This is a genomic window from Hymenobacter aquaticus (assembly GCF_004765605.1).
GTDB classification, from domain to species: Bacteria; Bacteroidota; Bacteroidia; order Cytophagales; family Hymenobacteraceae; genus Hymenobacter; species Hymenobacter aquaticus.
In genome coordinates this window covers 577,997-603,093 of record NZ_SRLC01000001.1, presented here as the reverse complement: position 1 = coordinate 603,093, position 25,097 = coordinate 577,997, and the positions used below count along the sequence as shown (strand labels likewise).

The window sequence follows — 25,097 nt, the reverse complement described above, 5'->3', positions numbered from 1 at the left end:
CGCGCCGCAGCAACGATTAGCGTTAGCCACGCTGACCTTCGATTCAACGAGGAGACGCAAGTATGCGTCTCTACACGCGGGCGGCCAGTAGCAGCGCCTGCTGCTTACCCCTTTTGCTCTCAGGTTTTAGCAACATCCAAAAAACGAGAGCAATTTCTTTCGTCTCTTTGCTCTCGGTTTTTAGCGGACTTCAAAAACCGAGAGCATTTGCTTCCGTGTTTTAGCAACCGTTAAAAAGCGGAAGCAAACGACCAGTAATGGAGCATTCAGCGGCAAGTGGCTATTTTAGCCAGCGAAATATCCGCTTCCTCTTCCCGCTCCACTTCCTTTCCAATGAAAAAACCACTGATTTCGGGCCTGGCCCTGGCTACGCTGGGCTCGGCGCTCTGGGCCTGCGCGCCCACGGCTAGAACGGCCACCGCTACTACCCCGGCCGCCGATGCCGCCCCGGCGCAGACCGCTACCCCGCCCGCGCCCGTCGACTGGGGCCGGCAGGCCGATGAGTTCCTGGCCAACTACTCGGCCCAGTACCAGAAGCTGTACACCCAGTCGTCGGAGGCGGAGTGGCGCTCCAACACCCGCATCGTGGCTGGCGACACCACCAACTCGGCCGCTACGGCCCGGGCCAACGAGGCTATGGCCGCCTTTACCGGCAGCAGCCAGAACATTGCCGATTTGCGTCAGCTGCTGGAGCACAAGGATCAGCTCAGCGAAATCCAGGTCAAGCAGCTGCAAACGGCCCTGTATAACGCCGCCAACTCGCCCCAGACCATTGCCGACGTGGTGAAGCGCCGCATCAAGGCCGAAACCCAGCAGACCGAGAAGCTCTACGGCTTCGACTACAAGTACGCGGGCAAGTCGGTGACGACCAACGACCTGGACGAGCTGCTGCGCAAGGAAAAGGACCCCAAAAAGCGGCAGGCCATCTGGGAAGCCAGCAAGGCCATTGGCCCCACGCTCAAGGACGGCCTGCTGAACCTGCGCGGCCTGCGCAACCAGACCGTGCAGGCCCTGGGCTACCCCGACTACTTCACCTACCAGGCCTCCGACTACGGCATGAGCCGGGAGGAAATGATGCAGCTGGTGCGCAAAATCAACGAGGAGCTGCGGCCTCTCTACCGTGAATTGCACACCTACGCCCGCTACGAGCTGGCCAAACAGTACGGCCAGAAACAAGTGCCCGACTACCTGCCCGCCTCCTGGCTGCCCAACCGCTGGGGCCAAGACTGGAGCGCCATGGTCGACGTGAAGGGCGTGAACCTGGATGCGACGCTGGCTAAGAAAGGCACCGAGTGGCAGGTAAAGCAGGCCGAGCGGTTTTACCAGAGCCTGGGCTTTCAGCAGCTGCCGCCGGTGTTCTGGGAGAAAAGCAGCCTGTACCCCTTGCCCAAGGGTGCCACCTACAAGAAGAACAACCACGCCTCGGCCTGGCACATGGACCTGAATAACGACGTCCGGAGCCTGATGAGCGTGGAGCCCAACACCGAGTGGTACGAGACGACCCACCACGAGCTGGGCCACATCTACTACTACCTGACCTACGCCAACCCCGAAGTGCCGGTGCTGCTGCGCTCCGGGGCCAACCGCGCCTACCACGAGGCCATGGGCAGCCTGATGGGCCTGGCCGCCACCCAGAAGCCCTTCCTGGTGGGCTTGGGCTTGCAGGACGCCAAAGCCAAGACCGACCAGACCCAGACCCTGCTCAAGGAGGCCCTGAACTACGTGACGTTCATCCCCTTCTCCTCGGGGGTGATGAGCGAGTGGGAAAACAGCTTCTACGCCGACAACCTGCCCGCCGACCAGCTCAACGCCAAGTGGTGGGAGCTGGTGAAAAAGTACCAGGGCATCGTGCCGCCCACCACGCGGGGGGAAAACTTCCTCGACCCGGCCACCAAAACCCACATCAACGACGACCCGGCCCAGTACTACGACTACGCCCTGTCGTACGTCATCCTGTTTCAGCTCCACGACCATATTGCCAAGAAAATCCTCAAGCAGGACCCGTACGCCACTAACTACTACGGCAGCAAGGAAGTGGGCTCGTTCCTGGCCGACATCATGCGCCCCGGGGCCAGCAAAGATTGGCGGCAGGTGCTGAAGGAGAAAACCGGCGAAGACCTCTCGGCCCGCGCCATGGTCGACTACTTCCAGCCCCTGATGGCGTATTTAAAAGAGCAGAACAAGGGCCGCAAGTACACGATGTAATGGGTATGCGTGAGGCATTAGAGCTTGTGGCCGAGGTAACACGGGACTTTTCCGAAACGCCTCTATTCCTGGGCTCGGACCTAGCTGATACGATTGAGGAAGCGCAGCATAACCAGCATGCCTTTTCGTTGACGGCGGAACAGGCCCGACAGCTACCTGCTGAACGCTTAACGCAGATGCTACGGCAGGTTGTGGCCGCGAAGCGTGAGCAATTGCATGCGCTTCGCGGCTCCACCTACCCCATGCAGTTCTATTGCTGGCACGATGAGCAGGCCGGGCAGGTGCGGTTTAGCCTTATTTCCAGCGCCGCACCCCTACCCTTTGGCTGCCAGGTTAGACTTGTTGCCGACCTCAGCAGCATCGTATCTGCTTTTCTGAGCGCCAGCTCCGACGACGAAATTCCCTGGCACGAGGTAGCTGCCGCCGATGAAATGGCTGACGATAGTTCTGCCTACTATCTTGATGTTTGGAAAACGCAACTGTAGTAGTCACGCACCAAAGCCCGGCTCTCCCGGGCTTTGGCATGTAAAACGAATAAGCTTCCACCCGCTCCTACCACATAAAGCTACCACAATGAGCACCCGTCCCCGTTTGCTTCATCAAGGATTTCTGCTCCTACTCCTGCTAGCTGCTTTTGCCTTTCCGGCCACGGCCCAAAGCAAAGCCGCGCCCCTGGTCATCGGCGAAACCTTCGCCATCGACTCCAAAATCCTGGGTGAGACGCGGCGCATCAACGTGTATTTGCCCGCCGGCTACGCCGAATCCAAGACGCTGCAGCTGCCGGTGCTCTACATGCCCGACGGCGGCATGGCCGAAGACTTTCTGCACGTGGCCGGCTTGGTGCAGGTGGGCGTGGGCAACAACACTATGCGGCCCTTCATCCTGGTCGGCATCGAAAACACCCAGCGCCGCCGCGACCTGACCGGCCCCACGACCAACGAGAAAGACAAGAAGATTGCACCCAAAGTGGGCGAGTCGGCCGCTTTTCGCCGGTTTATCCGCCAAGAGCTGATGCCCCAGGTGCAGCAGCGCTACCGCACCACCCCGGAAAAAGCCATTGTGGGCGAGTCCCTGGCCGGCCTGTTCGTGGTCGAAACCCTGCTGCTGGAGCCCGACCTGTTCGACACCTACCTGGCTTTCGACCCCAGCCTGTGGTGGAACAACGAGCAGCTGGTGACGCAGGCGGCCGCCACCATCAAAGCCTACAAGGGCCCGGCCAAAACCCTGTACATGACCTCGAGCGACGAGCCGGTTATTGCCGCCGCCTCGGCCCGCCTGGCCGCCATCCTGCAAGCCACGCCCAACCCCGCGCTTAGCTGGCACTACGAGCCCCTGCCCACCGAAACCCACGGCACCATTTACCACCCTTCGGCGCTGCGCGGCTTCCGGTACGTGTTTAAGCCTGAAACCGGCGCGAAATAGGGCTAACCCCGTAAACCTATGCTCAAAAAAAGCCCGGCAGGCGTGCCGGGCTTTTTGTTTTGTTAGGACTAGGACTGCCTACGCCACCAGCGTCGTGCGGCGCTTCAGCACTTTGCCTACGCTGTCCAGGCGCCGCTCGATGAGCTGGGCCACGTCGTCGTCGTCGAAGTCGATGCCGTTGTTGCGGCTGGCCAGGTAGCGCGAGAGGGCCGCGTTTTCGTCGAGGTTGTCGGCCAGCTCGGCCTGGGCCTCCCGCCACTCTTCCTCCTGCTGGCCCCGCAGGTAGCCCAGGCGCAGCTCAATGGTTTGGCTCACCAGCTGGGCCAACCGGGCCAGCACGGCAGCTTCCTTCCCGGTCAACGTCCGGAATTCCTTGCCAATAACGGCCAGCATGCCGATGCGGGACCCGTCGGGCATTTGCAGCGCGGCTCCGGCATAAAACTTCAGCCCAATAGCCTGGGCCACGTCGGGCTTAATGAGGCGGCAGCTTTCGGGCTTGTAGTCGGATGTTACCACGGGGGCATCCTGCAGAATGGCCGCCGAGCACATGCTTTCCTCCCGGGGCAGGCCGGGAATTCCTTCGGCCCCGGTAACCGACTTAAACCAGGTGTACTCATCATCCACCAACGAAATCAGCGAAATCGGGGTGTTAAACAGTTGGGCCGCCCAGGCCGTGTAGTCGTCGAAAATCGGCTCGGCGGTGGTATTAACGATGTCGTACTGGTAGAGCGTGCGCAGCCGTACGGCATCGTGGGCCGGCACCAGCGAATCGGGGAAAGCAGTAGTCATGCAACAGGGTCAGGCGAAAGTAATGCGCAGCTCCCCTGCGCGAAGCGTCAGAACGACAGTTGTGGGCAGAGGCCCAACAACGGCATCGTGCAACCCCGCGCGCCGGGGAGCTTCGCGTTACAGAGTTAATAGTTGGCCTCACTGGCCGGCAAATCAATCAGAATGAACTGCGCGTCCTTCTTGGCCCGGATCTGCACCACGTGCTCGTCGGTCATGCGGGCCTGGTCGTTGGGGCCCAGCTCGGTGCCATTCACGTAAATTGTGCCTTCCTTGACGTAGATAAACGTGTTGCGAATCGGGAAGGTCCTGAATTCAATTTCCTTGTCCTCGCGCAGATTCGCCCAGTAGATCGTGCTGTTCGAGTTCATGTAGACCACGTCTTCCAGCACTTTCTGGCCCGATACCAGCGGCACCAGCTCGTTCTTGGTATCCAGGAAGTCGATGTCTTTCTGCTCGTAGCTGGGCGCTAAGCCCTTCTGGTTGGGCAAAAACCAGAGCTGATAGATGTGCAGGGGCTTGTCGGTGCGGTTCAGCTCGCCGTGGGCCAGGCCGGTGCCGGCCGTCATGCGCTGCACTTCGCCCTTCGGGATGGTAGTCTGGTTGCCCATCGTATCCTCGTGGGTTACTTCCCCGTCCAGCACCAGGGTCACGATTTCCATTTCGGAGTGCGGGTGCTGCGGAAAGCCCGAGTTGGGCGCGATGCTGTCGTCGTTGAACACCCGCAACGGCCCGAAGTGGATGTTGTTGGGGTCGTAGTAGTCGGCGAAGGAAAACAGGAAGTAGCTGCTCAACCAGCTTACGGGCGCGGCGTGGTGGCGGTCGGTGGCGGGAATATATTTCAGCATGGACGTGCGGAATGTGGGTGTGGTGGCAAACTGCCTAGGGCATACGCGCCAAAGCCGGGCGAAGTTAGAAACACCCGCAAACAGCCAGGCCCACCCGCTGCAAGTGCGGGTGGGCCTGGCTACGGGCAGCGCGACCTGTGCAGGACGCGCTACGATACGTTACGCCTTCTTCAGGGTGCTCATCTGCTGCTGCAGATCGAGCACGATGCTGGCCAGGCGCGAGAGCGACAAGTCGGCAATGGGGAACGTGCTGCTGATGTAGGACTTGGCCTCCCAGATTTCCACCACGTCTTCCACCCCGATTTCGTAGGGCGAATACACGGGGTTATCGGAGTGCAGGGACAGCGTGGCGCCATCCTTGAGCTTGTTGAAGATGCGCTTGAACACGATGCCTTCCTTGCCGCTGACCACGATGCAGGGCGTGCCGTCCTTGATGGTCATCCAGTCGTCTACGTACTTGCCCACGATGACCGTGCCCGAGGCAATGGGCAGCATCGAGTCGCCGGCAATTTCGAAGGCCCGGTAGGTGCCGCCGCTGCCGAGCATGGGCAGGCGGAACTTGGGCAGCTCCTCAATGAATTCAGGATCGGCGTAGCCGTTGAGGTAGCCGGCGGCGGCCTTCAGGGGCACCAGCTCAATGTTCTCGTTTTGCTCCTTATCCACCGTCAAAGCCAGGATGCGCAGGCCGTTGGCGGGGCGGGGCGACGGGGGCTCGGGGGTGGTAGCGGCGGGCTCCAGCTGGCGCAAAGCCGCTTTCTGGGCGCTCTTCTTGGTGAAGTCAGTCGTGACCAGCGAATCGAGGCTGATGCCAAACAGGCGGGCCATGTTGACCAGGGTGCTGAGCTTGGGCTCGGCGCGCCCCTCCTCGTAAGCGCCTACTAATGAGCGTTTGATACCTAGTTTTTCGGCCATCTGAGCCTGAGTCAGGGCCAGTTCGCGCCGCCAGAATTTCAGGTTGGTATTTATCATCGCGGGTAGGGAGCCGGGAAAGGCTTCGACATCAAAGGGTTATCGGCTCGTGAAATTAGCAACAAACCCGCAGCTTTACTAATTCAATTAGCTTTAATTTTTCAGAAAAAAAGTTCCGGCGCCCAGCAGCGGGCCGCATCCCTGCCCAGACAGCCTGTGGCGGGCAAGAGCGGGAGCTATAAACTGTCGGCCGGGGCTTGGGCCGTCACAGGACCGGAACCGGGCTCGGCCCACCACTCCTCGTTTTCCCAGATTGCCGTCCAGCCCAGCTTGGCGTACTTCGGATTTATTTCGCCGCCCCGCTCGCCGATTCCGAAGTCTTTGAGCACTGCGGGAGCAATTACGAAGACGTCATTTGCCAGCAAAACCGGCTTGCGCCGGCCCGTGCTGTTGCTCGTCCACTCGCCGGCAAACAGCAGCCCGGAGCCCTTGGTGGGGTTTTTATCAGCCACGCCCGGCATACCGATGAGCTGATCCATTGTCCCGTCGGCCGTGCGGTACAGGTCTAGGTGGCCGGTACCGCGAAAGACGCCCGCCGTCTTAGCCGCCGGATTTTCCCGCAATACAAAGTCGGCCGTGACGGTGTAGGCCCGGGCCGTGCGCATGGCCACCGAATCCAGATCCATATACGAGTCCAGGTCGGCAATCTGGGTGACGGTGAGCGTGCCCTCAAACGGCGTAACGACTTTCTTGAACTGATTTTTACCCTGCACGTGAAACACTTCCGGCCGCTGGGCATCCTGCGTCACCCGGCTGAAAACGAAGCCAATGCGGTAGTGGTCGGCACCAAAAAAGCCGGAGAAGGCCGGATATTCCCTGCGGTTTTCAACCTTGTTCTGCCACAGCGCCGACAGATCGTTCTGCTGGAGAAACGTGCGCATTTCGGCCGTCAGCGCGGGGGCGGCGGCAGGCGCGGCGGGCCGGGCCGTTGCCGCCGCCGGAGCTTCTACCGCCGCGGGGGCGGGGGCGGCCTCGCGCAGGGCCGGCTTGTGTTGGCAGGCACTACCCAGCAGGGCCAAGCAGAAGAGAATAAGCGACTTTTTCATGACTTGGCGGCGTAGCTGGGTATACATAAAGGTAGGGACCATGGTGGTGTTTTTGCCAGGGTTATAAGGCAGGCTCCGGCGCATCGGCCCACCACTCGTCGTTTTGCCAGTAGCTGCTCCACCCCACGCGGGCGTACTTCGGGTTGATTTCGGGCCCCCGCTCCCACAGGTTGAACTGCTCCATCACATGATGGGCAATGTTCATGAAATTGGTGGCCCACACCAGCTGGATGGCAGCCGGGTGCGTCTTACTCGTCCAGCGGCTGGTGAAGGTTGAGCCTTCCCCAGTAGAATTTTCGTTCCACCAATAAGGCGTGCTGGGCTGGTAGGCCAGGCCCGTGGGCGTCTGGGAAAACGTAATAACGACTTTGCCGCTGAACACGCCGGCTCCCTCTTCCGCCGGATCTTCCACCAGCCGAAACGTACCGGCAGCCTGGTAGTGCGCCGCCGCCTTGAACGAGGCCAGCGGATACGGAGCCCGGGCTTTCTGTATGGCGCTCAGCATGATAGTACCTCTGAAGGGCAAGAGCCGCTCCCGCTCCCGGCTTTTGCCCTGCACATGATACAGCGCCGGATTCTTGGCGTCGCGCCGCACTTTTTCGAACACCAGGTCGAAGGGCCGGTACTGGGGGCCCATGCAGCCCAGCATGGTCTGGGCTTCGGCCGGCCGGGCCGATACCAGCCACAGCGGCACCAGATTGAACTTGCGCAGCAGCCCGGCGGAGCTGGCCGCCGGTGTGGTAGCTGCTTTGCGGGTCGGCGACTTGGGAGGTGAGCTGGCCGGGCTGAAGAGCAGCGCCAGCAGCAGAGCAATGAGCAGGTGCATAGGTTGGAGTATGGTGTGATTGGGTTAAGGCCGGGCAGTGGCCACCGGCGCGGCAGTCCACCATTCGTCATGCTGGAAATACTCGTTCCAGCCGTAGCGGGCGTATCTGGGGTTGATAGTCAGGGCCCGGCCGCCGATGTTAAAGTCCTTCACTACTTCCTCAGCCAGCTCCATCAGGTCGGCCGCCCACAGCACCCGCTGGCGTTTCTTGTCTTGGTAGTAATACCCTTCAAAAGCAAAGAGCCGGGTAGCGTGCTCCATCGACACGTTGTCGGAATACAAGCTATACTCTTGCTTATCCGACGTATCAAAGTCAATAGCGGCCGTTCCTTGCAGCACTTTGCGCCCGGTCCGGGCCGACCAAAAAGCAAATTTCCCGACTGCGGTATATACCTGCAAATCAGGATTTACCTCATCCCGCGCGCCGTATTGCCGGACTTGCTCCAGCTGAATCCGGCCCCGCAGCGGCGTAATCCGGTGCTGGTAGCGCAGCAGCCCGCGCACCCGAAACGAGCCGGGCTGCCGCGGCAGCTGGCGCACCCGCTGGAACACGACTTCCAGGCGCTGGTGGTGGGGGCCCACGAAGCCGTTCTGCACGGGGTCCGGGTCCTGGGGGTTCATTTGCCACAGCCGGGCCAGGTCGTAGCGCCGAAACAGGACCTGCCGCTCGGGCCGGGTCAGCGTGTCGGCCAGGGCCATCAGCTGCCGACTGCGGGAAGGCAGCGTCAGCGGGTCGTGGCTGGCCTCGGCGCGCTGCCGGGCCGCCTGCCGCCGCCACGACCACAGGCCCTGGGCCGCCAGCAGCAGCCCCAGCGGGAGCAGGCCCCAGCCCAGGTATTTTTTCCAGCGGCTCATTAGCGGGCCGGGGTAGCATGGAAGGAGCGCACCAGCCGCCGCGCCGCGCCCAGCTGAATCAGGACTTCGGCCAGCACCAGGTTACCCGTCCACGACAGCCAGGTGACGGTGAGGTATGTTTCGATGGGCTTGGTACCGAAGGCGTAGTAGAGCAGGTAGCTTTCCGAGCGCAGACTCAGGGCGGCCAGCGTCACGGCGAAGCTGCGGATCATCCACTCGGTGTGAGGCTCCCAGCGACGCTGTCGGGCCAGGCGGTAGGCCTGCCAGGTGCTCAGCCACCACACCACGCACTGCAGCGCGAAGCCCACTTTGGCCACCAGCCCGCCGTTGGCGAAGCCGGCCAGAATCAGGCCCGAAGGCCCGGCCAGCGCCAGCACCGAAACGATGTAGAGCTTGCCCAGACGGTGGTGCCACACGGCGCGGCCCCGAAACAGGCGCGGAAAAAACTGGGCCAGCCCCGCCGCCAGCACCCACAGGCTGCTGGTGATGTGCACGTAGAAGCCCAGCCGAAACAGCCCGCTGCCGTTGGTAGCCTCCGACTTGGTAGTCAGGAAATGGATGCCGGGCTCAAACGACAGGTAGGGCCACACTTTGGTGCCCATCAGCAGGGTAAAAGCAGCGACGGCCGCGCCAGCCAGCCACTGCAGCAGGCGCGGGAAAGTCAGAGAGGAAAGCATGGGTAACAGGCGAAGCGCGGAGGTAATATAACGCGGCAGGTATATCCTTATGATTGAATAGAGGGATTATTTTTTCGGATGGATTTCACTACTATCCTCAAATCATGAGGGAAGCAGGGCAGCGCGCTACAGTATGAAATTCTCGGCAAGGGTCCAGGTACCCGGCGTGGCGAAGGTGTCAAGGGTTTTGGGCACGGGCAGCGCCAACGTCCTGGTAAGGGTCTGGTCGTCCTCTCCGCCCAGGTTGCCCGTGGTGAGCACCCCTTTGCGGGTCAGGAAATTATAGCTGTACTGCCGGAAAGTGAAACTCATGCGGCCCGTAATGGAAATGTCGGCGCCAATCAGAACGAAATGGCGGCCATCGTACCGGAATTTGTACGCGCTGGTGGACAAATCATCGTGCGAATTACGCCGGATGTATTGGAAGTCGATTTTCATCACTCCCCGGGTAATGGAAATGCCGGCCAAGGGTTCATCCGTCTCGGGGTCGTCGTGGGTTGAAATGAACGAATTGCTTTGCGCGTTCAGAACATAGCCTTGGTTTCCCGGCAATTTGAACAGCACAACCAGCATTCGAGGCAGCTCCAAGTCGGTCGTTCCTTTCCGGGCTGAGCGCTCCAGCACCAGCACCTCATCGGCCAGGCCGTCTTTATTCAGGTCGCCGGTGGCTCCGTCGAGTATTTCCCAGCCCGGGGGCACGAATCCAGTGCGCTGTTGCGCTTTGCTTTTGATAGCGGGGTACTGCAGCTGTTGAGCGCAGGCGGCACTGGTCAAAAAACTGCTGGCAAGGGCAAAAGCAAGCTTCATACGGTGGCAACTGGGTGGCGAAACAGCCGTGCGCGCTGCGCGGAATTGGGAAGGCGGCCCGATTTCTCCCCTTTCCGGCTTTTCAAGGCGTTTGTGTCACCCACCAAGCCCATCCGTCAGCACGCGCCGGGGCTTGGCGGATTAACTACGCTCCGCTCGTTGTCCAGGGCAGATTGACGCCGCTTCAGGCGCGGAATGTCCTTCGTTCTCGCAGCGACACACTGAGCATTAGCACATTACCCACATTCTAACACATTCGCACATTATCCTTTCAGCCGCTTTTGGTAAAGGGCAGCCAGTCGGAGCTTGAAGTAGTCGTACTTCTCGCGCAGGTGGTCGAACAGGTCGCGCAGCTGGGGCTCACCGCCGAGCTGGGCCCGGGCGGTGGTGATTTCGGCGTACTCGCTCTGGCTCAGGAATTCTTCGAGGCGGATGGCGTGGCCCTTGGCGTAGAGCGTCTCGATGTGGGCCCGGATGGTGCTGGCGGCCAAGTTGCGGCGCTCGGCAATTTCGTCGATGCTCAGGCCGGCGCGGTGCAGCTGGAGGGTGTTTTCGTGGGTGTCGCCGGCTTCGCGGGGGCGGCGGGGCTTGCGGGTGGCGCTGGGCAGGCCGTCCTCGTCTTCGTCGTTATCCTCGGTATCGGCCGGGTTGGGCGCGCCGCCGTACTCCAAAATAGCTTTGATAAAGACCTCGCCGTAGTTCTCGAACTTCTTCATGCCCACGCCGCCGATGGCCAGCATGGCCGTGCGCGTGACGGGCCGCTCGGCCGCCATTTCCTGGAGCGTGGTATCGGTGAAGATGACGTACGGGGGCACGTTCTGCTCGTCGGCAATCCGCTTGCGCAGCTGCCGCAGCCGCTCGAACAGCTGGGTGGCGGCATCGGTGGGCACGCCGGCGGTGCTGGCGGCTTTCTTGCCCCGGGGCTGCTTTTCGGCTTTTTCGGCGGGCTGAAACTTCTTCATCGGCAGCTGGCGCTGGCCTTGCAGCACCTGCTTGCCCAGGTCCGTGATTTTCAGCGCGTAGCCTTCCTCGTAGGCAATGTAGAGCAGGCCGTCGTTGAGCATCTGGTGGATGTAGCTGTACCAGTCCAGATAGGGCAGGTCGCGGCCCGCGCCGTAGGTTTTGATCTGCTCGTAGCCGCCCTGGATGATGGCCTGGTTGCGCATGCCCCGCAGCACGTCGATGAGCAGGCCGATGGGTGCTTTCTCGCGCATGCGTACCACGGCCGACAAAGCCTTCTGGGCCAGCTCGGTGCCGTCGAAGGTGGTGGGCGGGTTGCGGCAGATGTCGCAGTTGCCGCAGTCCTGGGGCAGGGTTTCGCCGAAGTAGTTGAGCAGGATCTTGCGGCGGCACGAGGCCGCTTCGGCAAATTGCTGCATGCGCTCCAGCTTGGTCAGGCTGAGCTGGGAGAGGCGCGGATCGGCGTCCTTGGTGAGCATGTCGCGCAGGCTCATCACGTCGGCAAAGCTGTAGTAAAGCACGGCCGTGGCCGGGGCCCCGTCGCGCCCGGCCCGCCCGATTTCCTGGTAGTAGCCCTCGATGTTCTTGGGCAGGTTGTAGTGAATCACCCAGCGCACGTTGCTTTTGTCGATGCCCATGCCGAAGGCAATGGTAGCCACGATAACCTGCAGATCGTCGCGCAGAAAGGCTTCCTGCACGCTGGCGCGCTGGTTGGGCGTCATGCCGGCGTGGTAGTGGCCGGCGCGCACGCCTTTTTCCTTGAGCTTCTGGGCCAGGGTTTCGCACTGCTTGCGCGAGAGGCAGTATACGATGCCGGCCTCCGAGGGCCTAGCCGTGACGAACTCCACGATGCTGCCCACCCGGTTCTGGCCGGGGCGCACGATGAGGTTGAGGTTGGGCCGGTCGAAGCTGGACAGAAACACCTGGGGCTCGTGCATGCGCAGCTGCTGCTGGATGTCGCGCTGGGTGAGGCGGTCGGCGGTGGCGGTGAGGGCAATGATGGGCACCCGCGGAAACTGCTCGCGCAATATCCGCAGCTGGGTGTACTCGGGGCGGAAGTCGTGGCCCCAGGACGAGATGCAGTGGGCCTCGTCGATGGCGAACATGCTGATGCGCAGGCGCTGCAAAAACTGGATGAAGCCCGGCGAGACCAGCTTTTCGGGGCTGACGTAGAGCAGCTTGAGGTAGCCGTTGAGGCAGTCGGAGGCAATGCTGTTCTGCTCGCTCTGGCCCACGCTGCTGTTGATGTACTCGGCCGGAATACCGTTGGCCTTGAGGGCCTCGACCTGGTCCTTCATCAGGGCAATAAGGGGCGAGACGACCACGCAGACGCCTTCCTGCACCACGGCCGGCACCTGGAAGCACACCGATTTGCCGCCCCCGGTGGGCATGAGCACCACGGTATCCTTGCCGCTCATGATGTTGGCAATGATGCTTTCCTGCATGGGCCGGAAGGTATCGTAACCGTAATACTGCTTGAGGACCTTGCGGGCGGAAGCCAGCGTGGGCGCGAGGGGTTCGGGGGCAAATAACATGGGGTAAAAATACGACGGTAAAACGGGAGTTCGGTAAGGTAGAGAAACCACGACCGGGGGCAAAAGGTGCGGCGCGGTCAATAAGCGGGTGCAGCCCAGCCCGGAGGCCGCCTACCTAACGGTTTTTGGGGCAGTAGTAAAATCCGTTAGGTAACTGCTACCCCTGCGACGAGCTACGCACCTATACTACGCGGTATTCGCGCCCAATTCGGCTTTTCGTAGCCCGCCCCGACGGGGTGGCCTATTGGTAGCCCACCACCCGGCAACACAAAAGCCCCAGCGGGGCGGCACCTTCGTTGAACGATTGGTGTCGCCCCGCCGGGGCTACGGTTGCTCAGGTTGGGACCGGGAAATAAAGAGCTCTGAGCAGGACTTGGCTTCGTAGCGTACGTGTAGAGACCCAAGGTCACGTCTCTACAGGGTTCTGCGGTCTACTTACCCAGCTCCAGCACCAGGGCCGTTTTGGCCGGCAGCTGCAAGGTCGTCAGGCTGCCGAGGGTTTCGCCGGTCAGCACGTTGCGGGCCTTGGTGAAGCCGCTCATCCGTTCCGAAAAGCGGGCCGTGGGCAGCGTGGCGGGCTTGTCGGTGGTGTTGGAGGCCACCATCACGGTGCCCGAGGCGTCGTAGCGGAAGTACACGTAGAGGCCGTTTTCGGGCAGGTACTGCATCAGCTTGCCGCTGTGCAGGGCCGGGTGAGCTTTGCGGTAGGCGGCCAGGGTTTTCACGAACTGGAAGGCCTCGTTTTCCCTGGCCGAGCGGCCGGCAGCCGTGAACTTGTCGTCCTTGTCGCCGGGCCAGCCGCCCGGAAAGTCCTTGCGCACCTCGGCATCGGTGGGGTCCTTGAAGTTCTTCATCAGAATTTCGGTGCCGTAATACATGCTCGGAATGCCCCGGGTGGTCAGCAGCCAGGTCAGGCCCAGCTTATACCGGTCGAAGTCCTCCCCCACTTCCGACAGAAACCGGTTGTGGTCGTGGTTGTCGATAAAGGTCACGAGCCGGGTGGGGTCCTGGTACACCGCGTCCTGGGCCAGGGCCTGGTACACGCGCTGGGCGGCGTTGTCCCAGCCGGTGGCGGCGGGCGTGCCCACTTCCTTCAGGCCGGCCAGCATGGCGTTTTCCAGCACGAAATCCAGGCCGCCGGGCTGGTTGGACTTGAAGGGAAAATCAATCTTGTTCCTGACGTAGTACGCCTGGTCTACCACGTTGCTCACCGCCGACTCGCCGAAGATGTGAATCTTGGGGTACTCGGCCAGCAAAGCCGCGTTGCAGCGGTTCATGAAGGGCTGGTCGTTGTACATGTAGGTGTCGATGCGCCAGGCGTCCACGCCGAAGGTTTCCACCGACCAGATGGCGTGCTGAATCAGGAAGTTGGCCACGTAGGGGTTCTGCTGGTCGAGGTCGGGCAGGAAGGGCACAAACCAGCCGTTCAGCGTCACGTTGCGGTCAATCTGGGCGGCGTGGGGGTCGGTAATGGGCTGCTGCCGGTAACTGGTATTGGTGTAGGCGGGCCACTGGTGCACCCAGCTTTTCATCGGCAAATCCTGAATAAACCAGTGGTTGTTGCCCACGTGGTTGTACACCGCGTCCTGCACCACCTTGAGGCCGGCGGCGTGGGCCTGCTGCACGTACGCCTTGTAGGCCGCGTTGCCGCCCAGGCGCTTGTCCACGGTGTAGTGGTCGGTGAAGCCATAGCCGTGGTAGGCCGCGCGCATGGTGTTGCCCTCGTTGGTCAGGCCCTGGTTATTCTCGATGACGGGCGTAAACCACACGGCCGTCACGCCCAGATCCTGGAGGTAGCCGATGCGCCGGGCCGCGCCCTGCAAGTCGCCGCCGTGGCGGAAAAACGGGTTGGCGCGGTCCATGTTCGGGTCGGCCATATCGGCAAACTTGTCGTTGCTGGGGTCGCCGTTGGCAAACCGGTCGGGCATGGCCAGGTAGATAAAGTCGGCCTGGGTCACGCCCTGCCCTTTCGGGCTATTGTCGCGGGCCAGCAGCTCCCACTTCTGCGTCACGGTCTGGGTGCCTTTCTTGCCCACGATGCTCACCGTGCCGGGCTTGGCCGCCGCGCTGATGGCCAGATCCAGGAAGATGTAGTTGGGATTCTCCACCGGGCTGGCCTTCAGCAGCTTCACCCCCGGGTAGTTGATGCTGTACGTCAGGGTGCCGGCCTGCGGACCGTACACGAGCAGCTGCACGTTGCTGGTTTTCATGCCCACCCACCAGTTGGTCGGGTTTACGCGGGTAATGGACTGGGCCGGGGCCGTCAGCGGTAAAGTTGCGGCCAGCAGCAGCGTATAGAGTGTTTTCTTCATAACCAGGGAAATTGGGAGCGGAAGATACGGGGCCAACGGCATTTCACGCAGGGGCACGCAGGGGAAAAAAGCGCAGGGTCTCGCAGTGATTCGTTGAACGACACTGCGAGACCCTGCGCCTCCCACCGCGCACCACTGCGCGAAATACGGCTACTCCGGCTTCGAAACCTTGCGGGTGCCCTGGTACAATTCGTACTTCAGCAGGCGGCAGTCGATGGGGCCGTTGAAGAGCGGGATGCGGCGGGAGGCTTTCAGTCCCACGCGCTTGGCGGCTTCCAGGTTGCCGGTGAACAAGTACGCGTCGTAGCCCTGGAAGCCGGTTTTGAGCGTGTCGCCGATGGTTTTGTAGAGGGCCTCCATCTGGGCCTCCTCCCCGATCCGCTCCCCATAGGGCGGGTTCGACACCACGATGCCGGCGGGCTCATTCTTGGGGGCCTGGGCGTCTTTCACGTCGCGCACCCCAAGGCGGATGTAGTCCTCCAAATCGGCAGCGGCCACGTTTTCCCGGGCCAGCTCGATGTACTCGCGCGACAAATCGGATCCGGCCAGGTAGGCCTGGGGCTCCTCGATCCGGGCGCTGCGGGCGTCCATCAGCACCGAATCCCAGAGCGACTGGTCGAAGTCGGCCCAGTTCTGGAAGCTGAACTTACCCTGGTGATACAGGCCGGGCGCAATGCGCTGGGCAATAAGAGCGGCCTCGGTGAGCAGGGTGCCCGAGCCGCACATGGGGTCGATAAAGGGCTTTTTGCCGTCCCAGCCGGTGAGCAGGATGATGCCGGCGGCCAGGGCCTCGTTCAGCGGGGCCACGTTGGTTTGCTGCCGGTAGCCGCGGCGGTGCAGCGAGTCGCCCGAGGCATCGAGGCTGAGCACCACGTCATTCTCAATCATGTGCAGGTGCAGGCGGATGTCGGGGTTCTTCACGTCGACGCTGGGCCGGGAGCCGGTGCGGTTGCGGAACTGATCCACAATGGCATCCTTGGTGAGCTGGGCCACATACAGGGAGTGCTCGAAGGTGGACTTGTTGACCACGGCGGTAATGGCGAAGGTCTGGTCGGGACGGATGTAGTCCTGCCAGTCGATGCGGCCGACTTCGCGGTAGAGGGCTTTTTCGTCGCGGGCGTAGAAGCCGGCGAAGGGCTTGAGGATGCGCACGGCGGTGCGGCACCAGAGGTTAGCCTCGTAGAGCAGTTGCTTGGTGCCGGTAAATTCAATGGCCCGCTGCCCCACTTTCTCGATTTTGGCGCCCAGGGCCCGCAGCTCCTGGGCCAAGACTTCTTCCAGGCCAAACTGGGTGGTGGCAGTCATAAAAAAGGGGGCGTCGCGGCGGTTTTCGGACATAAGGCGGCAGAATTAAACTCAGGTACGGGGCAAAGGTCGGCATTCTTCCCTGGACTGCGCCCCCGGCCTGCCCCGGGCCGCCGCACTAACCCTGACGGAGGAGCTACGTTAGTGCAGGTCCACACCATCACCTTATCTACCAGTAGTACATGTCTGATCAACCCAGTATTTTTCCGCCCCAGCACCAGGACGTGCGGGCCGGCCAGCCCGGCATTGAAGCCAAAATGACGCCCGAGCCCGAGCACATCCGCGCCACCTACCAGGGCGCCGGCAAGCTCCGGGATAAAGTGGCCCTGATTACCGGCGGCGACTCCGGCATCGGCCGGGCCGTGGCCGTGCACTACGCCCGCGAGGGCGCCGACCTGGCCATCGTGTATTTCCCCACCGAGCAGGAAGACGCCGAGAAAACCCAGCAGCTGGTGCAGGCCGAGGGCCGCCGCTGCCTGCTGCTGGCCGGCGACCTGCGGGAGCGGCCCTTCTGCCAGCACATCGTGGAGCGCACCGTGGCCGAGTACGGCAAGCTCAACGTGCTGGTCAACAACGCAGCCGAGCAAACCTGGCACGACGACTTCGCCGACCTCGAGGACGATGAGCTTGACAGCATTTTCAACCTCAACATCATTGCTATGTTCCGCATCACGCGGGCGGCGCTGCCCCACCTGCACGAGGGCGACTCGGTCATCAACACGGCCTCGGTGAATGCCTACAAGGGCAACGAGCAGCTCATCGACTACACCTCCACTAAGGGCGCCATCGTCGCGTTTACCCGGGCCTTGTCCTTGCAGCTCATCAAGAAGGGCATCCGCGTCAACGCCGTGGCCCCGGGCCCGATCTGGACCCCGTTCGTGACGGGTATCGGGCTGCTCAAGCTGCCCCTGTTCGGCCACAACGTGCCGATGGGCCGGGCCGGGCAGCCCTCGGAAGTGGCCCCGTCCTACGTGTTTTTGGCCTCGGAAGACGCCTCCTACTTCTCCGGGCAGGTGCTCCACCCCAACGGCGGCGACGTCGTCAACGGCTAAGCGCGGCCAGGCCGCCGTGCCAGCAGCCAGCTCCCGGTGCGGGGGCTGGCTGCTTTCGTTTTGGGGCCGTTAGGGCCGAAATCCGGGCTTTGCCGGTAATTCCTATCTTTAAGGCCCCACTATTCTTCCTATCCCGCCTGCATGGCCGCTCCCGTTTCCTCTTCCTCCGCCGCTTCCGCCAGCACCGCTACCCGCTCCTACGCCGGGCCCATGCTGCTGATGACCACCCTGTTTTTCCTGTTCGGGGCCGTCACCAACTTCAACGACGTGCTCATGCCCTACCTCAAGGACGTGTGCCAGCTCACCGACTTGCAGTCGTCCTTGGTGCAGTCGGCGTTTTTCGGGGCCTATTTTCTGATGTCGTTGCCGGCGGGCAAAGTGCTGGAGCGCATCGGCTTCAAGCGCGGTATCGTGCTGGGCTTGCTGGTTATGGCCTTCGGGGCCATGCTGTTTGTGCCGGCCGCCAACTCGCGCACGTTTGGCTTGTTCCTACTGGCTTTGAGCTTGCTCGGCGCGGGCGTCACGTTGCTACAGGTGGCCGCCAACCCCTACGTGAGCGTGCTGGGGCCGGCCCGCACGGCGGCCAGCCGGGTGAGCATCGTGGGCGTAGCCAACGGCCTGGGCGGCACCATTTCCCCGCTGATTGGCGGCCTGATCTTGTTCGGCGGCTCGGCCGTGCTAAAGGCCCAGCTGGCGGCCCTGCCCCTGGAGCAGCGCCTGACGCAGGAAGCCACGCTGGTCAAGCCCCTGTACTTGGGTCTGGCTTTGTTTCTGGCCCTGCTGGCCGTGCTGTTTTTCCTGGTGCGCCTGCCCGAAATCGAGAGTATCCCGGCCGATGAGGAAGCCACCCTGGCCGCCGAAGCCGGCACCGCCGGCCGCCGCTCCGCCCTCGACTACCGCCACCTGGCCCTGGGCGTGGGGGCCATTTTCATGTACGTGGGCGTGGAAGTGGGCCTGGGCTCCTTCCTGATTCGCTACGGCGAAAGTCAGAACATCACCCAGCTCAGCGGCTTCACTCAGCAGCTGGTACGCGGCCTGAGCGTGGCCACGGGTTGGGCCGGGGCCCTGTTTGGCCACGCCCCCGAACCGATTGATACCAACACGGGCTTCACCAAGGCCGTAGGTGCCGTGCTGGTGTCATCGTACTGGTTTGGGTTGATGGTGGGCCGCATTATCGGCATTCCGCTGCTCAGCCGCTTCAATGCCCGCAAGCTGCTGGTGGGCGTGTGCGCGGCCGGCACCTTCTTCGTACTGGCTTCCATTTTCAACCACGGCGAAACGGCCCTGTGGCTGGTGGTGCTCTGCGGCCTGTGCAACTCCATTATCTGGCCCGTGGTGTTTCCCTTGGCCATTACCGGCCTGGGCCGCTTCACCAAGCAGGGCTCCTCCTACCTGATTATGGCCATCGTCGGCGGGGCCATCATTCCGCCCCTCATGGGCTGGGTGGCCACCAACGGCGGCGGGCTGCGCGTGGCGTTTGTGCTGCCGGCGCTGTGCTATGCCTATCTGCTGTTTTACAGCCTGCGCGGCTACCGGGTGCGGTAGATCGGCTTGAGTTGGCCTAACTATCCTGCTCTTACCCAACGTTTAAAAGTGTTTCGGTCTATGGTCGAAACACTTTTTTTATTACGGTTGATGGTCCCCAAGAAAGTAGGAGCTATAGTAGAGTGAGCGGTGCGTATCGCTCTTTGAATGAAAACCACGGTTTCGCTAAGCTGAGTACCAAACGTATACTTGCCGCATGAACAACCTACCCGACTTCTTCGCTACCTACGGGGATCTGCACGATGCCTTGGTGGCGGAAGTAAGGCTTAAGTACGCGCCTCAAAGCCTCACCATACAAGTGACTGTTCAGTGCATGAAACAGATCGATGAAGGCGAATGGGTGTTGCTCGATATGACCTTCGAGCAGGTGCAAGAGTTTCGCCTTCCCCCAGGGACTAGCATGCAAGTGCTATTTGAGTTAACTGCCGTGGTCTGGGGTGATACATTTGTCTTCGACTTCATGCCGGCTCTCATTCCACCGCTTGGCATTGATGAGCACCGCAAATCTCACTTCTACTTAGTCTGCAACGCCTTCGACGTTCGGGAACGAAGTATGACTAGCACCTAACCCTTCTTTTACTTTTCGGACCGTTTTCCTGAACCATGCTATACGTTGACTTGGACTCATTCTTTGAAATAGAGGTAGCCTCTGCCTTACACAAACAGCAATTACTTGAAGCTATTGCTGCTGGCCTAGAAGCACCCAACACCACTTTTGAAGAAGAAGGCAATGTGTACCGGATAATTATCCGCTTTACGGATAACCACGTCAAAATTTGGGATACAATTATGGGAGCTCCAGAAAACAAGCAAGTGCCTTACACTACGACGCTGGAGGCCTTTTCAAAATTACTTAAGGAGTACGTTATCAGAAGATAGCGCCAATTGAAAACCCTCCTTTTCCTGAACTGCTGCCCACCCACGCCTGCCAGCATGCAAAGTGAGGCTACGCACCAGATTGAGTTCAGAAAACTGGTTCAGCTAATTAAAGTATAGAAAACGCTCAGGGGCATAAGTTTCCTGAACTCCTGGCTTTTGGGAAAAAGCGGGGCTAGCCAGTAGCCGTTTTTGTTTCGCCCGACGATTTCAGAGGCGCTATTTCGCTAGCTCCCGCCAGCCGCGCCGACAAGCAGCAAACGGCTACCTTTGCCCAAAACCACTTCTTTCCGCATATGGCTTCGGCTCCCGCTCTCGAACACCACGTTTCCCTGCTTCCCTACAACACCTTCGGCATCGACGCCAAGGCCCGCCTGTTTGCCCGCTTCCGCTCGGTGGAGGAGCTGCGGGCCCTGCTGGCGTTGCCCGAGGTGCAGCAGACCGAAAAGCTGGTGCTGGGCGGCGGCTCCAACCTGCTCTTCACCCAGGACTTCGACGGCGTGGTGCTCAAAAACGAGATTACCGGCCTCGAAATCATTGCCCAGGACGAAGCCCAGGATACCGCCCTGGTACGGGCCGGGGCCGGCGAGTCGTGGCACGGGCTGGTGCAGTACGCCCTGAGCCAGAACCTGAGCGGCATCGAAAACCTGTCGTTGATTCCCGGCACGGTGGGCGCGGCGCCCTTGCAGAACATCGGGGCCTACGGGGCCGAGCTGAAAGACACCTTCGACCACCTCGAAGCCGTGGAAATCAGCTCCGGGCAGCTGCGCACCTTCACCCACGAGCAGTGCGGCTTCGGCTACCGCGAAAGTGTGTTTAAGGGCCCGCTGCGCAACCAGTACATCGTCACCGGCGTGGTGTTGCAGCTGCGGCGCAAGCACCAGCTCAACGTCAGCTACGGGGCCATCAGCACCACGCTGGCCGACATGGGCATCGAAACCGAGCCCACGCCCCACGACGTGAGCGAGGCCGTCATCCAGATCCGGCGCAGCAAGCTCCCCGACCCGGCCCAGATCGGCAACGCGGGCAGCTTTTTCAAAAACCCGGAAATATCCCAGGCCAAGTACGACGAGCTTAAGGCCCAGTACGCCGATTTGCCCGGCTACCCCGTGCCCGGCGGCGTGAAGGTGCCCGCCGCCTGGCTGATCGAGCAGTGCGGCTGGAAAGGCCGCCGCTTCGGGGCCCACGGCGTCCACGACCGGCAGGCGCTGGTGCTCGTCAACCACGGCGGGGCGCAGGGCAGCGCCATTCGGGATCTGGCCCACGAAATTATTGCCTCCGTGCGGGAGAAGTTCGGCGTGGAGCTGCACCCCGAGGTTAACATTTTGTAAAGCCGGCGCGCTTTTTCCGGCTACCAACCAACCTGGCAAAGATGCGGGGCTTTTTCTGCCTGATCCATAATGCGGTTAGACTGGAAATAAGCATATTTGTATTTTCCAATCTGGCCCGCCCAACCCACTTATTGCTTTTTTAGCTTGATGAAAACCCTTACTCTCCTGGCGCTGCTGGCAAGCGGCGCAACCAGCGCCTACGCGCAAACCCCCGCCACCCTCTCCGCTGCCCGCACCGCCGGCCCCGGCGCTACGGTTACCATCCGGGGTACGGTCAGCAACGGTCCCGAGCTGGGTGGCCTGCGCTACGTGCAGGACAAGGACGCCGGCCTGGCCGCCTACTCGCTTAGTGCCCCCGGCTTTTCGTCCCTGGTGCTGGGCGACAGTGTGGAGCTGCGCGGCACGCTCAAGAACTACAACGGCCTGCTGGAAATGGACCCCATCAGCTCGGTGAAGGTGCTGGCCAAAAACCGCCGCCTGAGCATCGTGGAGATGCCCGCCGCCGACCTGACCAAGGCATTTGCCGAAGCCTACGAAGGCCGCCTGGTGAAAATCAAGGGCGTCTCGGGCCTGACCACGATGAACGGCTCCCCGCTGGCGGCCATGAACGGCAACAGCAACTACCTGATCAACGGGCAGAAAGGCACCCAGATCCGCGTCAACACGGCCTCCAACGGCGACAATGGCCTGGTGGGCAAGCCCGTGCCGGTCGGCGAGTTCGACCTGGTGGGCGTGGTCAGCCAGTTTGCACCCAACGGCACCGGCGGCTACCAGATTCTGCCCCGCCTCTACACCGACTTCATTCTCGGCGGCGGCCTGCCCAACGTGATGGGCGAGCCGGTGCCTACGGAAATGAGCCGCACCGGCTTCACCGTCACGTTCCAGACCCAGAACCCCGGCGACACGAAGGTGGAGTACGGCAAAACCTCGGCCCTGGGCACAGTGGTGGCCAACGCCACGCCTACCACCAAGCACAACATCTCCCTGACCGACTTGCAGCCCGGCACGGTGTACTACGTGAAGGTGTCGTCGACCAACGCGGTGGGCACCTCCTCCTCGCCGGCCGTGCCCATGATTACGGACACCAAGAAGCGTTCTACGCCCCGCACCCGCACCACCGAGGGGGCCGAATAAGCTCCGGACCGAACTATTCCTTGCCGAACTTGCTTTGCTCAGCAAACCCATAGCAGCCTCAGCTTATCCTTTGGCTAACACGGGTTTGTGTTTCTTTGCGCGCGTTTTTTTTCAGTGCCTCCTACCCACATTTCATGAAAAAAATTACCCTTTTCGCCCTGCTCACCCTCGGGGCAAGCGTACGACCGGCCCTGGCCCAAACCGTGGAGTCGATTGCCTCGGCCCGGGCCAAAGGCGTGGGCGCGACGGTCACCGTGCGCGGCACGGTATCGAACGGCTCGGAGCTGGGCGCCATTCGCTATTTGCAGGACAAAGTAGCGGGCCTGGCCGCCTATTCCACGGCGGCCAACTTCACCAGCCTGGTGGTGGGCGACAGTATTGAAGTCAGCGGCACCCTGAAAAACTTCAGCGGCATTCTGGAAATAGACCCGGTGACGTCGGTGACGGTGCTGGCCAAAAACCGCCCGCTGCAGATTACGGAGGTCGACGTGGCCACGGCTACTTCGGTGTACGCCGAAGCCTACGAAGGCCGCCTGGTGCGCATCAACGACAACACGGGCATTACCTCGGCCTCCGGCGCCCCGGTCAGCACGTTTACCGGCAACACCAACTACATCCTCAGCGGCCAGAGCACGCTCATCCTCCGCCCGAACTCGGCCTCGACCGGGGCCAACGGCATCGTGGGCAAGCCCGCGCCCTCGGGTCCGTTCGACGTGATTGGCATAATGGGCCAGTTTTCGAGCACCGGCACCGGCGGCTACCAGCTGCTGCCCCGCCTCTACGCCGACTTTATCCTGGACGGCCCCAAGATCCTGAACGGCCCGGTGCCCTCGGCCCTGACCAAGACCAGCTTCACGGTTAACTTCAACACCCAGTTTGCCGGCGACACGAAGGTGGAGTACGGCACCACGCCCGCCCTGGGCACCGTCGTGACTACGCCCACGGCTACGACCACCCACCAGGTAGCCCTGACCGGCCTGCAGCCCGCCACCGTGTACTACGTGCGCGTGTCGTCGACCAACGCCAACGGCTCGTCCAACAGCGGCATCGTGCCCATGATTACCGTGTCGAACTCGACGGGTAAGATCCGCAACTACTTCAACAACCCGGTGACGACCAGCCTGGCGCTGCCCGGCAACGCGGCCGTGTACCTGAACCAGACCGTGCCCGACACGCTGGCCCGCTACATCGACCGGGCCCAGGAAACCATCGACGTGGCCATCTACAACTGGAACAACCAGACCATCGTCGACGCGCTGAACCGGGCCCAGGCCCGGGGCGTGAAAATCCGCCTGATCTACGAAGCCACCAACTCCAACGCCAGCCTGCCGGCCCTGAACGCGGCTATTCCGCGCATCGGCCGCGACTCGGACAACGACGCCAGCAACCGGGGCATCATGCACAACAAGTTTGTGGTAATTGACGCCAACAGCATCGACGCCAACCGCCCCTGGGTGTGGACCGGCTCGACGAACTGGACGGCCGCCCAGCTGTTCACGGACCGCAACAACGTCATTGCCCTGCAAGACCAGAGCCTGGCCCGTACCTACACCCTTGAGTTCCAGGAAATCTGGGGGTCGGCGGGCCTGACGCCCGGCACGCCGGCCTTCGGTAACCGCAAAACCGACAACACGCCCCACTTCTTCCTGATTGGCGGCTCGCCGGTGGAATCGTGGTTCAGCCCCACCGACAACGTGAATGCCCGCCTGCTCGAAACCATCCGCACGGCCGACAACGACCTGCACTTCGCCACGATGCTCATCACCCAGGCCGAAATCGGCCAGACCATCCGCGACCAGGTGCAGCTGCGCAACATTGCCAATTGCTCGGAAGGCCTGCTCAACGACACCGCCAACACCGGTACGGGCGCGATTTTCCGCACCATCCGCACGGCGCTGGGCAACCGCATCCTGGTGAAAAACACCAGCGGCATCATGCACCACAAAACCATGATCATCGACGCCGGCGCTTCGCAGTCGGACCCGCAGGTATTCGTGGGCTCGCACAACTGGAGCGCCTCGGCCAACACGACCAACGACGAAAACACCCTGGTGGTGCACGACGCGAAGGTGGTGAACCGCTACTACCAGGAGTTTGCCAGCCGCATTGCCGAGCAGAACCGCGGCATTACGGTCTGCACCCTGGTGCTGGCCAACAAAGCCGCTACCGTGCAGCAGTCCACGGTGCAGGTGTACCCGAACCCCACCAGCGGCAAGTTCCGCCTGCGGGTTGAGGCCAGCAAGGCCCGCACCGCCACCGTCACCCTGCGCGACGTAACCGGCCGCGTCGTCCTGACCCAGACCGAGAACATCGGTGCCGGCGAAGAAGTGAAAGTAGACGCTTCGGGCCTCGGGGCCGGCCTGTACATGGTGCAGATCGTAACACCCGAGTCGACGCAGACCAGCCGCGTGGTAGTGGAGTAGTAGTCCTGCTTACCGGATAGTATGAACGCCAAACCGGCGGCTTCCCAGGTGGGGGGCCGCCGGTTTTGTATACCTGGAAACGGTTAATCAATTTTTAACTCTTCGCTTTCCACGGCTCAAGATGAATATGCCAACCATGATAGTGGCATGTATTCTAAAGCCTTATTTCGACGGCTTGCTAAA

The 25,097-nt window shown here is 61.8% G+C and carries 21 protein-coding genes; 10 read left to right on the top strand and 11 right to left on the bottom strand.

Annotated features, from left to right (window positions below; all coding sequences use genetic code 11):
* Positions 1 to 333: 333 nt before the first annotated feature.
* The 3 genes from E5K00_RS02475 (at position 334) to E5K00_RS02465 (ending at position 3,627) form a co-directional block, all read left to right on the top strand.
* A complete protein-coding gene (locus tag E5K00_RS02475; RefSeq protein WP_135461341.1) occupies positions 334 to 2,205 on the top strand; it encodes a M2 family metallopeptidase in 1,872 nt (623 codons plus the stop codon).
* 5 nt (positions 2,206 to 2,210) lie between these two features.
* Positions 2,211 to 2,690 (top strand): hypothetical protein, encoded by a 480-nt coding sequence (locus E5K00_RS02470; protein ID WP_135461339.1) that lies wholly within the window; start codon positions 2,211 to 2,213, stop codon positions 2,688 to 2,690.
* An 88-nt stretch (positions 2,691 to 2,778) separates the two neighbouring features.
* Entirely contained in the window at positions 2,779 to 3,627 is an 849-nt protein-coding gene (locus E5K00_RS02465) for an alpha/beta hydrolase (RefSeq protein WP_135461337.1), read from the top strand.
* Positions 3,628 to 3,705: 78 nt separating this feature from the next.
* On the opposite strand, the gene E5K00_RS02460 is transcribed toward E5K00_RS02465, so the two are convergent.
* From E5K00_RS02460 to E5K00_RS02410, 11 genes are all read right to left on the bottom strand, one after another.
* On the bottom strand, positions 3,706 to 4,416 hold the full coding sequence (locus E5K00_RS02460) for a GAF domain-containing protein (protein ID WP_135461335.1): 711 nt from the start codon (positions 4,414 to 4,416) through the stop codon (positions 3,706 to 3,708).
* A gap of 125 nt (positions 4,417 to 4,541) precedes the next feature.
* Positions 4,542 to 5,261 carry a pirin family protein gene (locus E5K00_RS02455; protein ID WP_135461333.1) on the bottom strand — a complete coding sequence of 240 codons (720 nt, stop codon included), beginning with the start codon at positions 5,259 to 5,261 and terminating at the stop codon, positions 4,542 to 4,544.
* Positions 5,262 to 5,420: 159 nt separating this feature from the next.
* A complete protein-coding gene (locus tag E5K00_RS02450; protein ID WP_135461331.1) occupies positions 5,421 to 6,230 on the bottom strand; it encodes a LexA family transcriptional regulator in 810 nt (269 codons plus the stop codon).
* Between the two features lie 176 nt (positions 6,231 to 6,406).
* Complete coding sequence (locus E5K00_RS22940) at positions 6,407 to 7,276, bottom strand: hypothetical protein (RefSeq protein ID WP_210114267.1); 870 nt, start codon at positions 7,274 to 7,276, stop codon at positions 6,407 to 6,409.
* 61 nt (positions 7,277 to 7,337) lie between these two features.
* On the bottom strand, positions 7,338 to 8,102 hold the full coding sequence (locus tag E5K00_RS02440) for a hypothetical protein (protein WP_135461329.1): 765 nt from the start codon (positions 8,100 to 8,102) through the stop codon (positions 7,338 to 7,340).
* A gap of 24 nt (positions 8,103 to 8,126) precedes the next feature.
* Positions 8,127 to 8,957 (bottom strand): hypothetical protein, encoded by an 831-nt coding sequence (locus E5K00_RS02435; protein ID WP_135461327.1) that lies wholly within the window; start codon positions 8,955 to 8,957, stop codon positions 8,127 to 8,129.
* A complete protein-coding gene (locus tag E5K00_RS02430; RefSeq protein ID WP_135461325.1) occupies positions 8,957 to 9,634 on the bottom strand; it encodes a DUF2306 domain-containing protein in 678 nt (225 codons plus the stop codon). The genes E5K00_RS02435 and E5K00_RS02430 overlap by 1 nt, the downstream gene beginning before the upstream one ends.
* Positions 9,635 to 9,760: 126 nt before the next feature.
* Positions 9,761 to 10,441 (bottom strand): hypothetical protein, encoded by a 681-nt coding sequence (locus E5K00_RS02425; protein ID WP_135461323.1) that lies wholly within the window; start codon positions 10,439 to 10,441, stop codon positions 9,761 to 9,763.
* A 263-nt stretch (positions 10,442 to 10,704) separates the two neighbouring features.
* A complete protein-coding gene (gene recQ / locus E5K00_RS02420; RefSeq protein ID WP_135461321.1) occupies positions 10,705 to 12,936 on the bottom strand; it encodes a DNA helicase RecQ in 2,232 nt (743 codons plus the stop codon).
* 431 nt (positions 12,937 to 13,367) lie between these two features.
* Positions 13,368 to 15,248: an alpha-amylase family glycosyl hydrolase gene (locus E5K00_RS02415; protein ID WP_135461319.1), complete on the bottom strand. Its 1,881-nt coding sequence runs from the start codon at positions 15,246 to 15,248 to the stop codon at positions 13,368 to 13,370.
* Between the two features lie 150 nt (positions 15,249 to 15,398).
* Positions 15,399 to 16,553, bottom strand: a complete 1,155-nt coding sequence (locus tag E5K00_RS02410; protein ID WP_245328190.1) for a THUMP domain-containing class I SAM-dependent RNA methyltransferase — start codon at positions 16,551 to 16,553, stop codon at positions 15,399 to 15,401.
* Positions 16,554 to 16,735: 182 nt separating this feature from the next.
* On the opposite strand from E5K00_RS02410, the gene E5K00_RS02405 reads away from it, so the two are divergent.
* The 7 genes from E5K00_RS02405 (at position 16,736) to E5K00_RS02375 (ending at position 24,914) form a co-directional block, all read left to right on the top strand.
* A complete protein-coding gene (locus E5K00_RS02405; protein ID WP_135461315.1) occupies positions 16,736 to 17,605 on the top strand; it encodes an SDR family oxidoreductase in 870 nt (289 codons plus the stop codon).
* Positions 17,606 to 17,746: 141 nt separating this feature from the next.
* Entirely contained in the window at positions 17,747 to 19,150 is a 1,404-nt protein-coding gene (locus tag E5K00_RS02400; protein WP_135461313.1) for a sugar MFS transporter, read from the top strand.
* Positions 19,151 to 19,346: 196 nt separating this feature from the next.
* Positions 19,347 to 19,718, top strand: coding sequence for a hypothetical protein (locus E5K00_RS02395; RefSeq protein WP_135461311.1), 372 nt, complete (start codon positions 19,347 to 19,349; stop codon positions 19,716 to 19,718).
* A 35-nt stretch (positions 19,719 to 19,753) separates the two neighbouring features.
* Complete coding sequence (locus E5K00_RS02390; protein ID WP_135461309.1) at positions 19,754 to 20,029, top strand: hypothetical protein; 276 nt, start codon at positions 19,754 to 19,756, stop codon at positions 20,027 to 20,029.
* 293 nt (positions 20,030 to 20,322) lie between these two features.
* The gene (murB, locus tag E5K00_RS02385; RefSeq protein WP_135461307.1) at positions 20,323 to 21,357 is read left to right on the top strand and encodes a UDP-N-acetylmuramate dehydrogenase; all 1,035 of its coding nucleotides are present in this window, start codon (positions 20,323 to 20,325) and stop codon (positions 21,355 to 21,357) included.
* A gap of 147 nt (positions 21,358 to 21,504) precedes the next feature.
* On the top strand, positions 21,505 to 22,491 hold the full coding sequence (locus E5K00_RS02380; RefSeq protein ID WP_135461305.1) for a fibronectin type III domain-containing protein: 987 nt from the start codon (positions 21,505 to 21,507) through the stop codon (positions 22,489 to 22,491).
* A 134-nt stretch (positions 22,492 to 22,625) separates the two neighbouring features.
* Entirely contained in the window at positions 22,626 to 24,914 is a 2,289-nt protein-coding gene (locus E5K00_RS02375; protein WP_135461303.1) for a phospholipase D-like domain-containing protein, read from the top strand.
* Positions 24,915 to 25,097 lie beyond the last annotated feature (183 nt).

Bases quoted from the DNA above. Each gene is read 5' to 3' on its own strand.
- E5K00_RS02375 (WP_135461303.1), top strand. From the start codon at position 22,626: ATGAAAAAAATTACCCTTTTCGCCCTGCTCACCCTCGGGGCAAGCGTA.
- E5K00_RS02460 (WP_135461335.1), bottom strand. From the start codon at position 4,416: ATGACTACTGCTTTCCCCGATTCGCTGGTGCCGGCCCACGATGCCGTA.
- murB (WP_135461307.1), top strand. From the start codon at position 20,323: ATGGCTTCGGCTCCCGCTCTCGAACACCACGTTTCCCTGCTTCCCTAC.
- E5K00_RS22940 (WP_210114267.1), bottom strand. From the start codon at position 7,276: ATGAAAAAGTCGCTTATTCTCTTCTGCTTGGCCCTGCTGGGTAGTGCC.
- E5K00_RS02395 (WP_135461311.1), top strand. From the start codon at position 19,347: ATGAACAACCTACCCGACTTCTTCGCTACCTACGGGGATCTGCACGAT.
- E5K00_RS02435 (WP_135461327.1), bottom strand. From the start codon at position 8,957: ATGAGCCGCTGGAAAAAATACCTGGGCTGGGGCCTGCTCCCGCTGGGG.
- E5K00_RS02400 (WP_135461313.1), top strand. From the start codon at position 17,747: ATGGCCGCTCCCGTTTCCTCTTCCTCCGCCGCTTCCGCCAGCACCGCT.
- E5K00_RS02470 (WP_135461339.1), top strand. From the start codon at position 2,211: ATGCGTGAGGCATTAGAGCTTGTGGCCGAGGTAACACGGGACTTTTCC.
- E5K00_RS02405 (WP_135461315.1), top strand. From the start codon at position 16,736: ATGTCTGATCAACCCAGTATTTTTCCGCCCCAGCACCAGGACGTGCGG.
- E5K00_RS02410 (WP_245328190.1), bottom strand. From the start codon at position 16,553: ATGACTGCCACCACCCAGTTTGGCCTGGAAGAAGTCTTGGCCCAGGAG.
- E5K00_RS02475 (WP_135461341.1), top strand. From the start codon at position 334: ATGAAAAAACCACTGATTTCGGGCCTGGCCCTGGCTACGCTGGGCTCG.
- E5K00_RS02430 (WP_135461325.1), bottom strand. From the start codon at position 9,634: ATGCTTTCCTCTCTGACTTTCCCGCGCCTGCTGCAGTGGCTGGCTGGC.
- E5K00_RS02380 (WP_135461305.1), top strand. From the start codon at position 21,505: ATGAAAACCCTTACTCTCCTGGCGCTGCTGGCAAGCGGCGCAACCAGC.
- E5K00_RS02455 (WP_135461333.1), bottom strand. From the start codon at position 5,261: ATGCTGAAATATATTCCCGCCACCGACCGCCACCACGCCGCGCCCGTA.
- E5K00_RS02415 (WP_135461319.1), bottom strand. From the start codon at position 15,248: ATGAAGAAAACACTCTATACGCTGCTGCTGGCCGCAACTTTACCGCTG.
- E5K00_RS02465 (WP_135461337.1), top strand. From the start codon at position 2,779: ATGAGCACCCGTCCCCGTTTGCTTCATCAAGGATTTCTGCTCCTACTC.
- E5K00_RS02440 (WP_135461329.1), bottom strand. From the start codon at position 8,102: ATGCACCTGCTCATTGCTCTGCTGCTGGCGCTGCTCTTCAGCCCGGCC.
- E5K00_RS02425 (WP_135461323.1), bottom strand. From the start codon at position 10,441: ATGAAGCTTGCTTTTGCCCTTGCCAGCAGTTTTTTGACCAGTGCCGCC.
- E5K00_RS02450 (WP_135461331.1), bottom strand. From the start codon at position 6,230: ATGATAAATACCAACCTGAAATTCTGGCGGCGCGAACTGGCCCTGACT.
- E5K00_RS02390 (WP_135461309.1), top strand. From the start codon at position 19,754: ATGCTATACGTTGACTTGGACTCATTCTTTGAAATAGAGGTAGCCTCT.
- recQ (WP_135461321.1), bottom strand. From the start codon at position 12,936: ATGTTATTTGCCCCCGAACCCCTCGCGCCCACGCTGGCTTCCGCCCGC.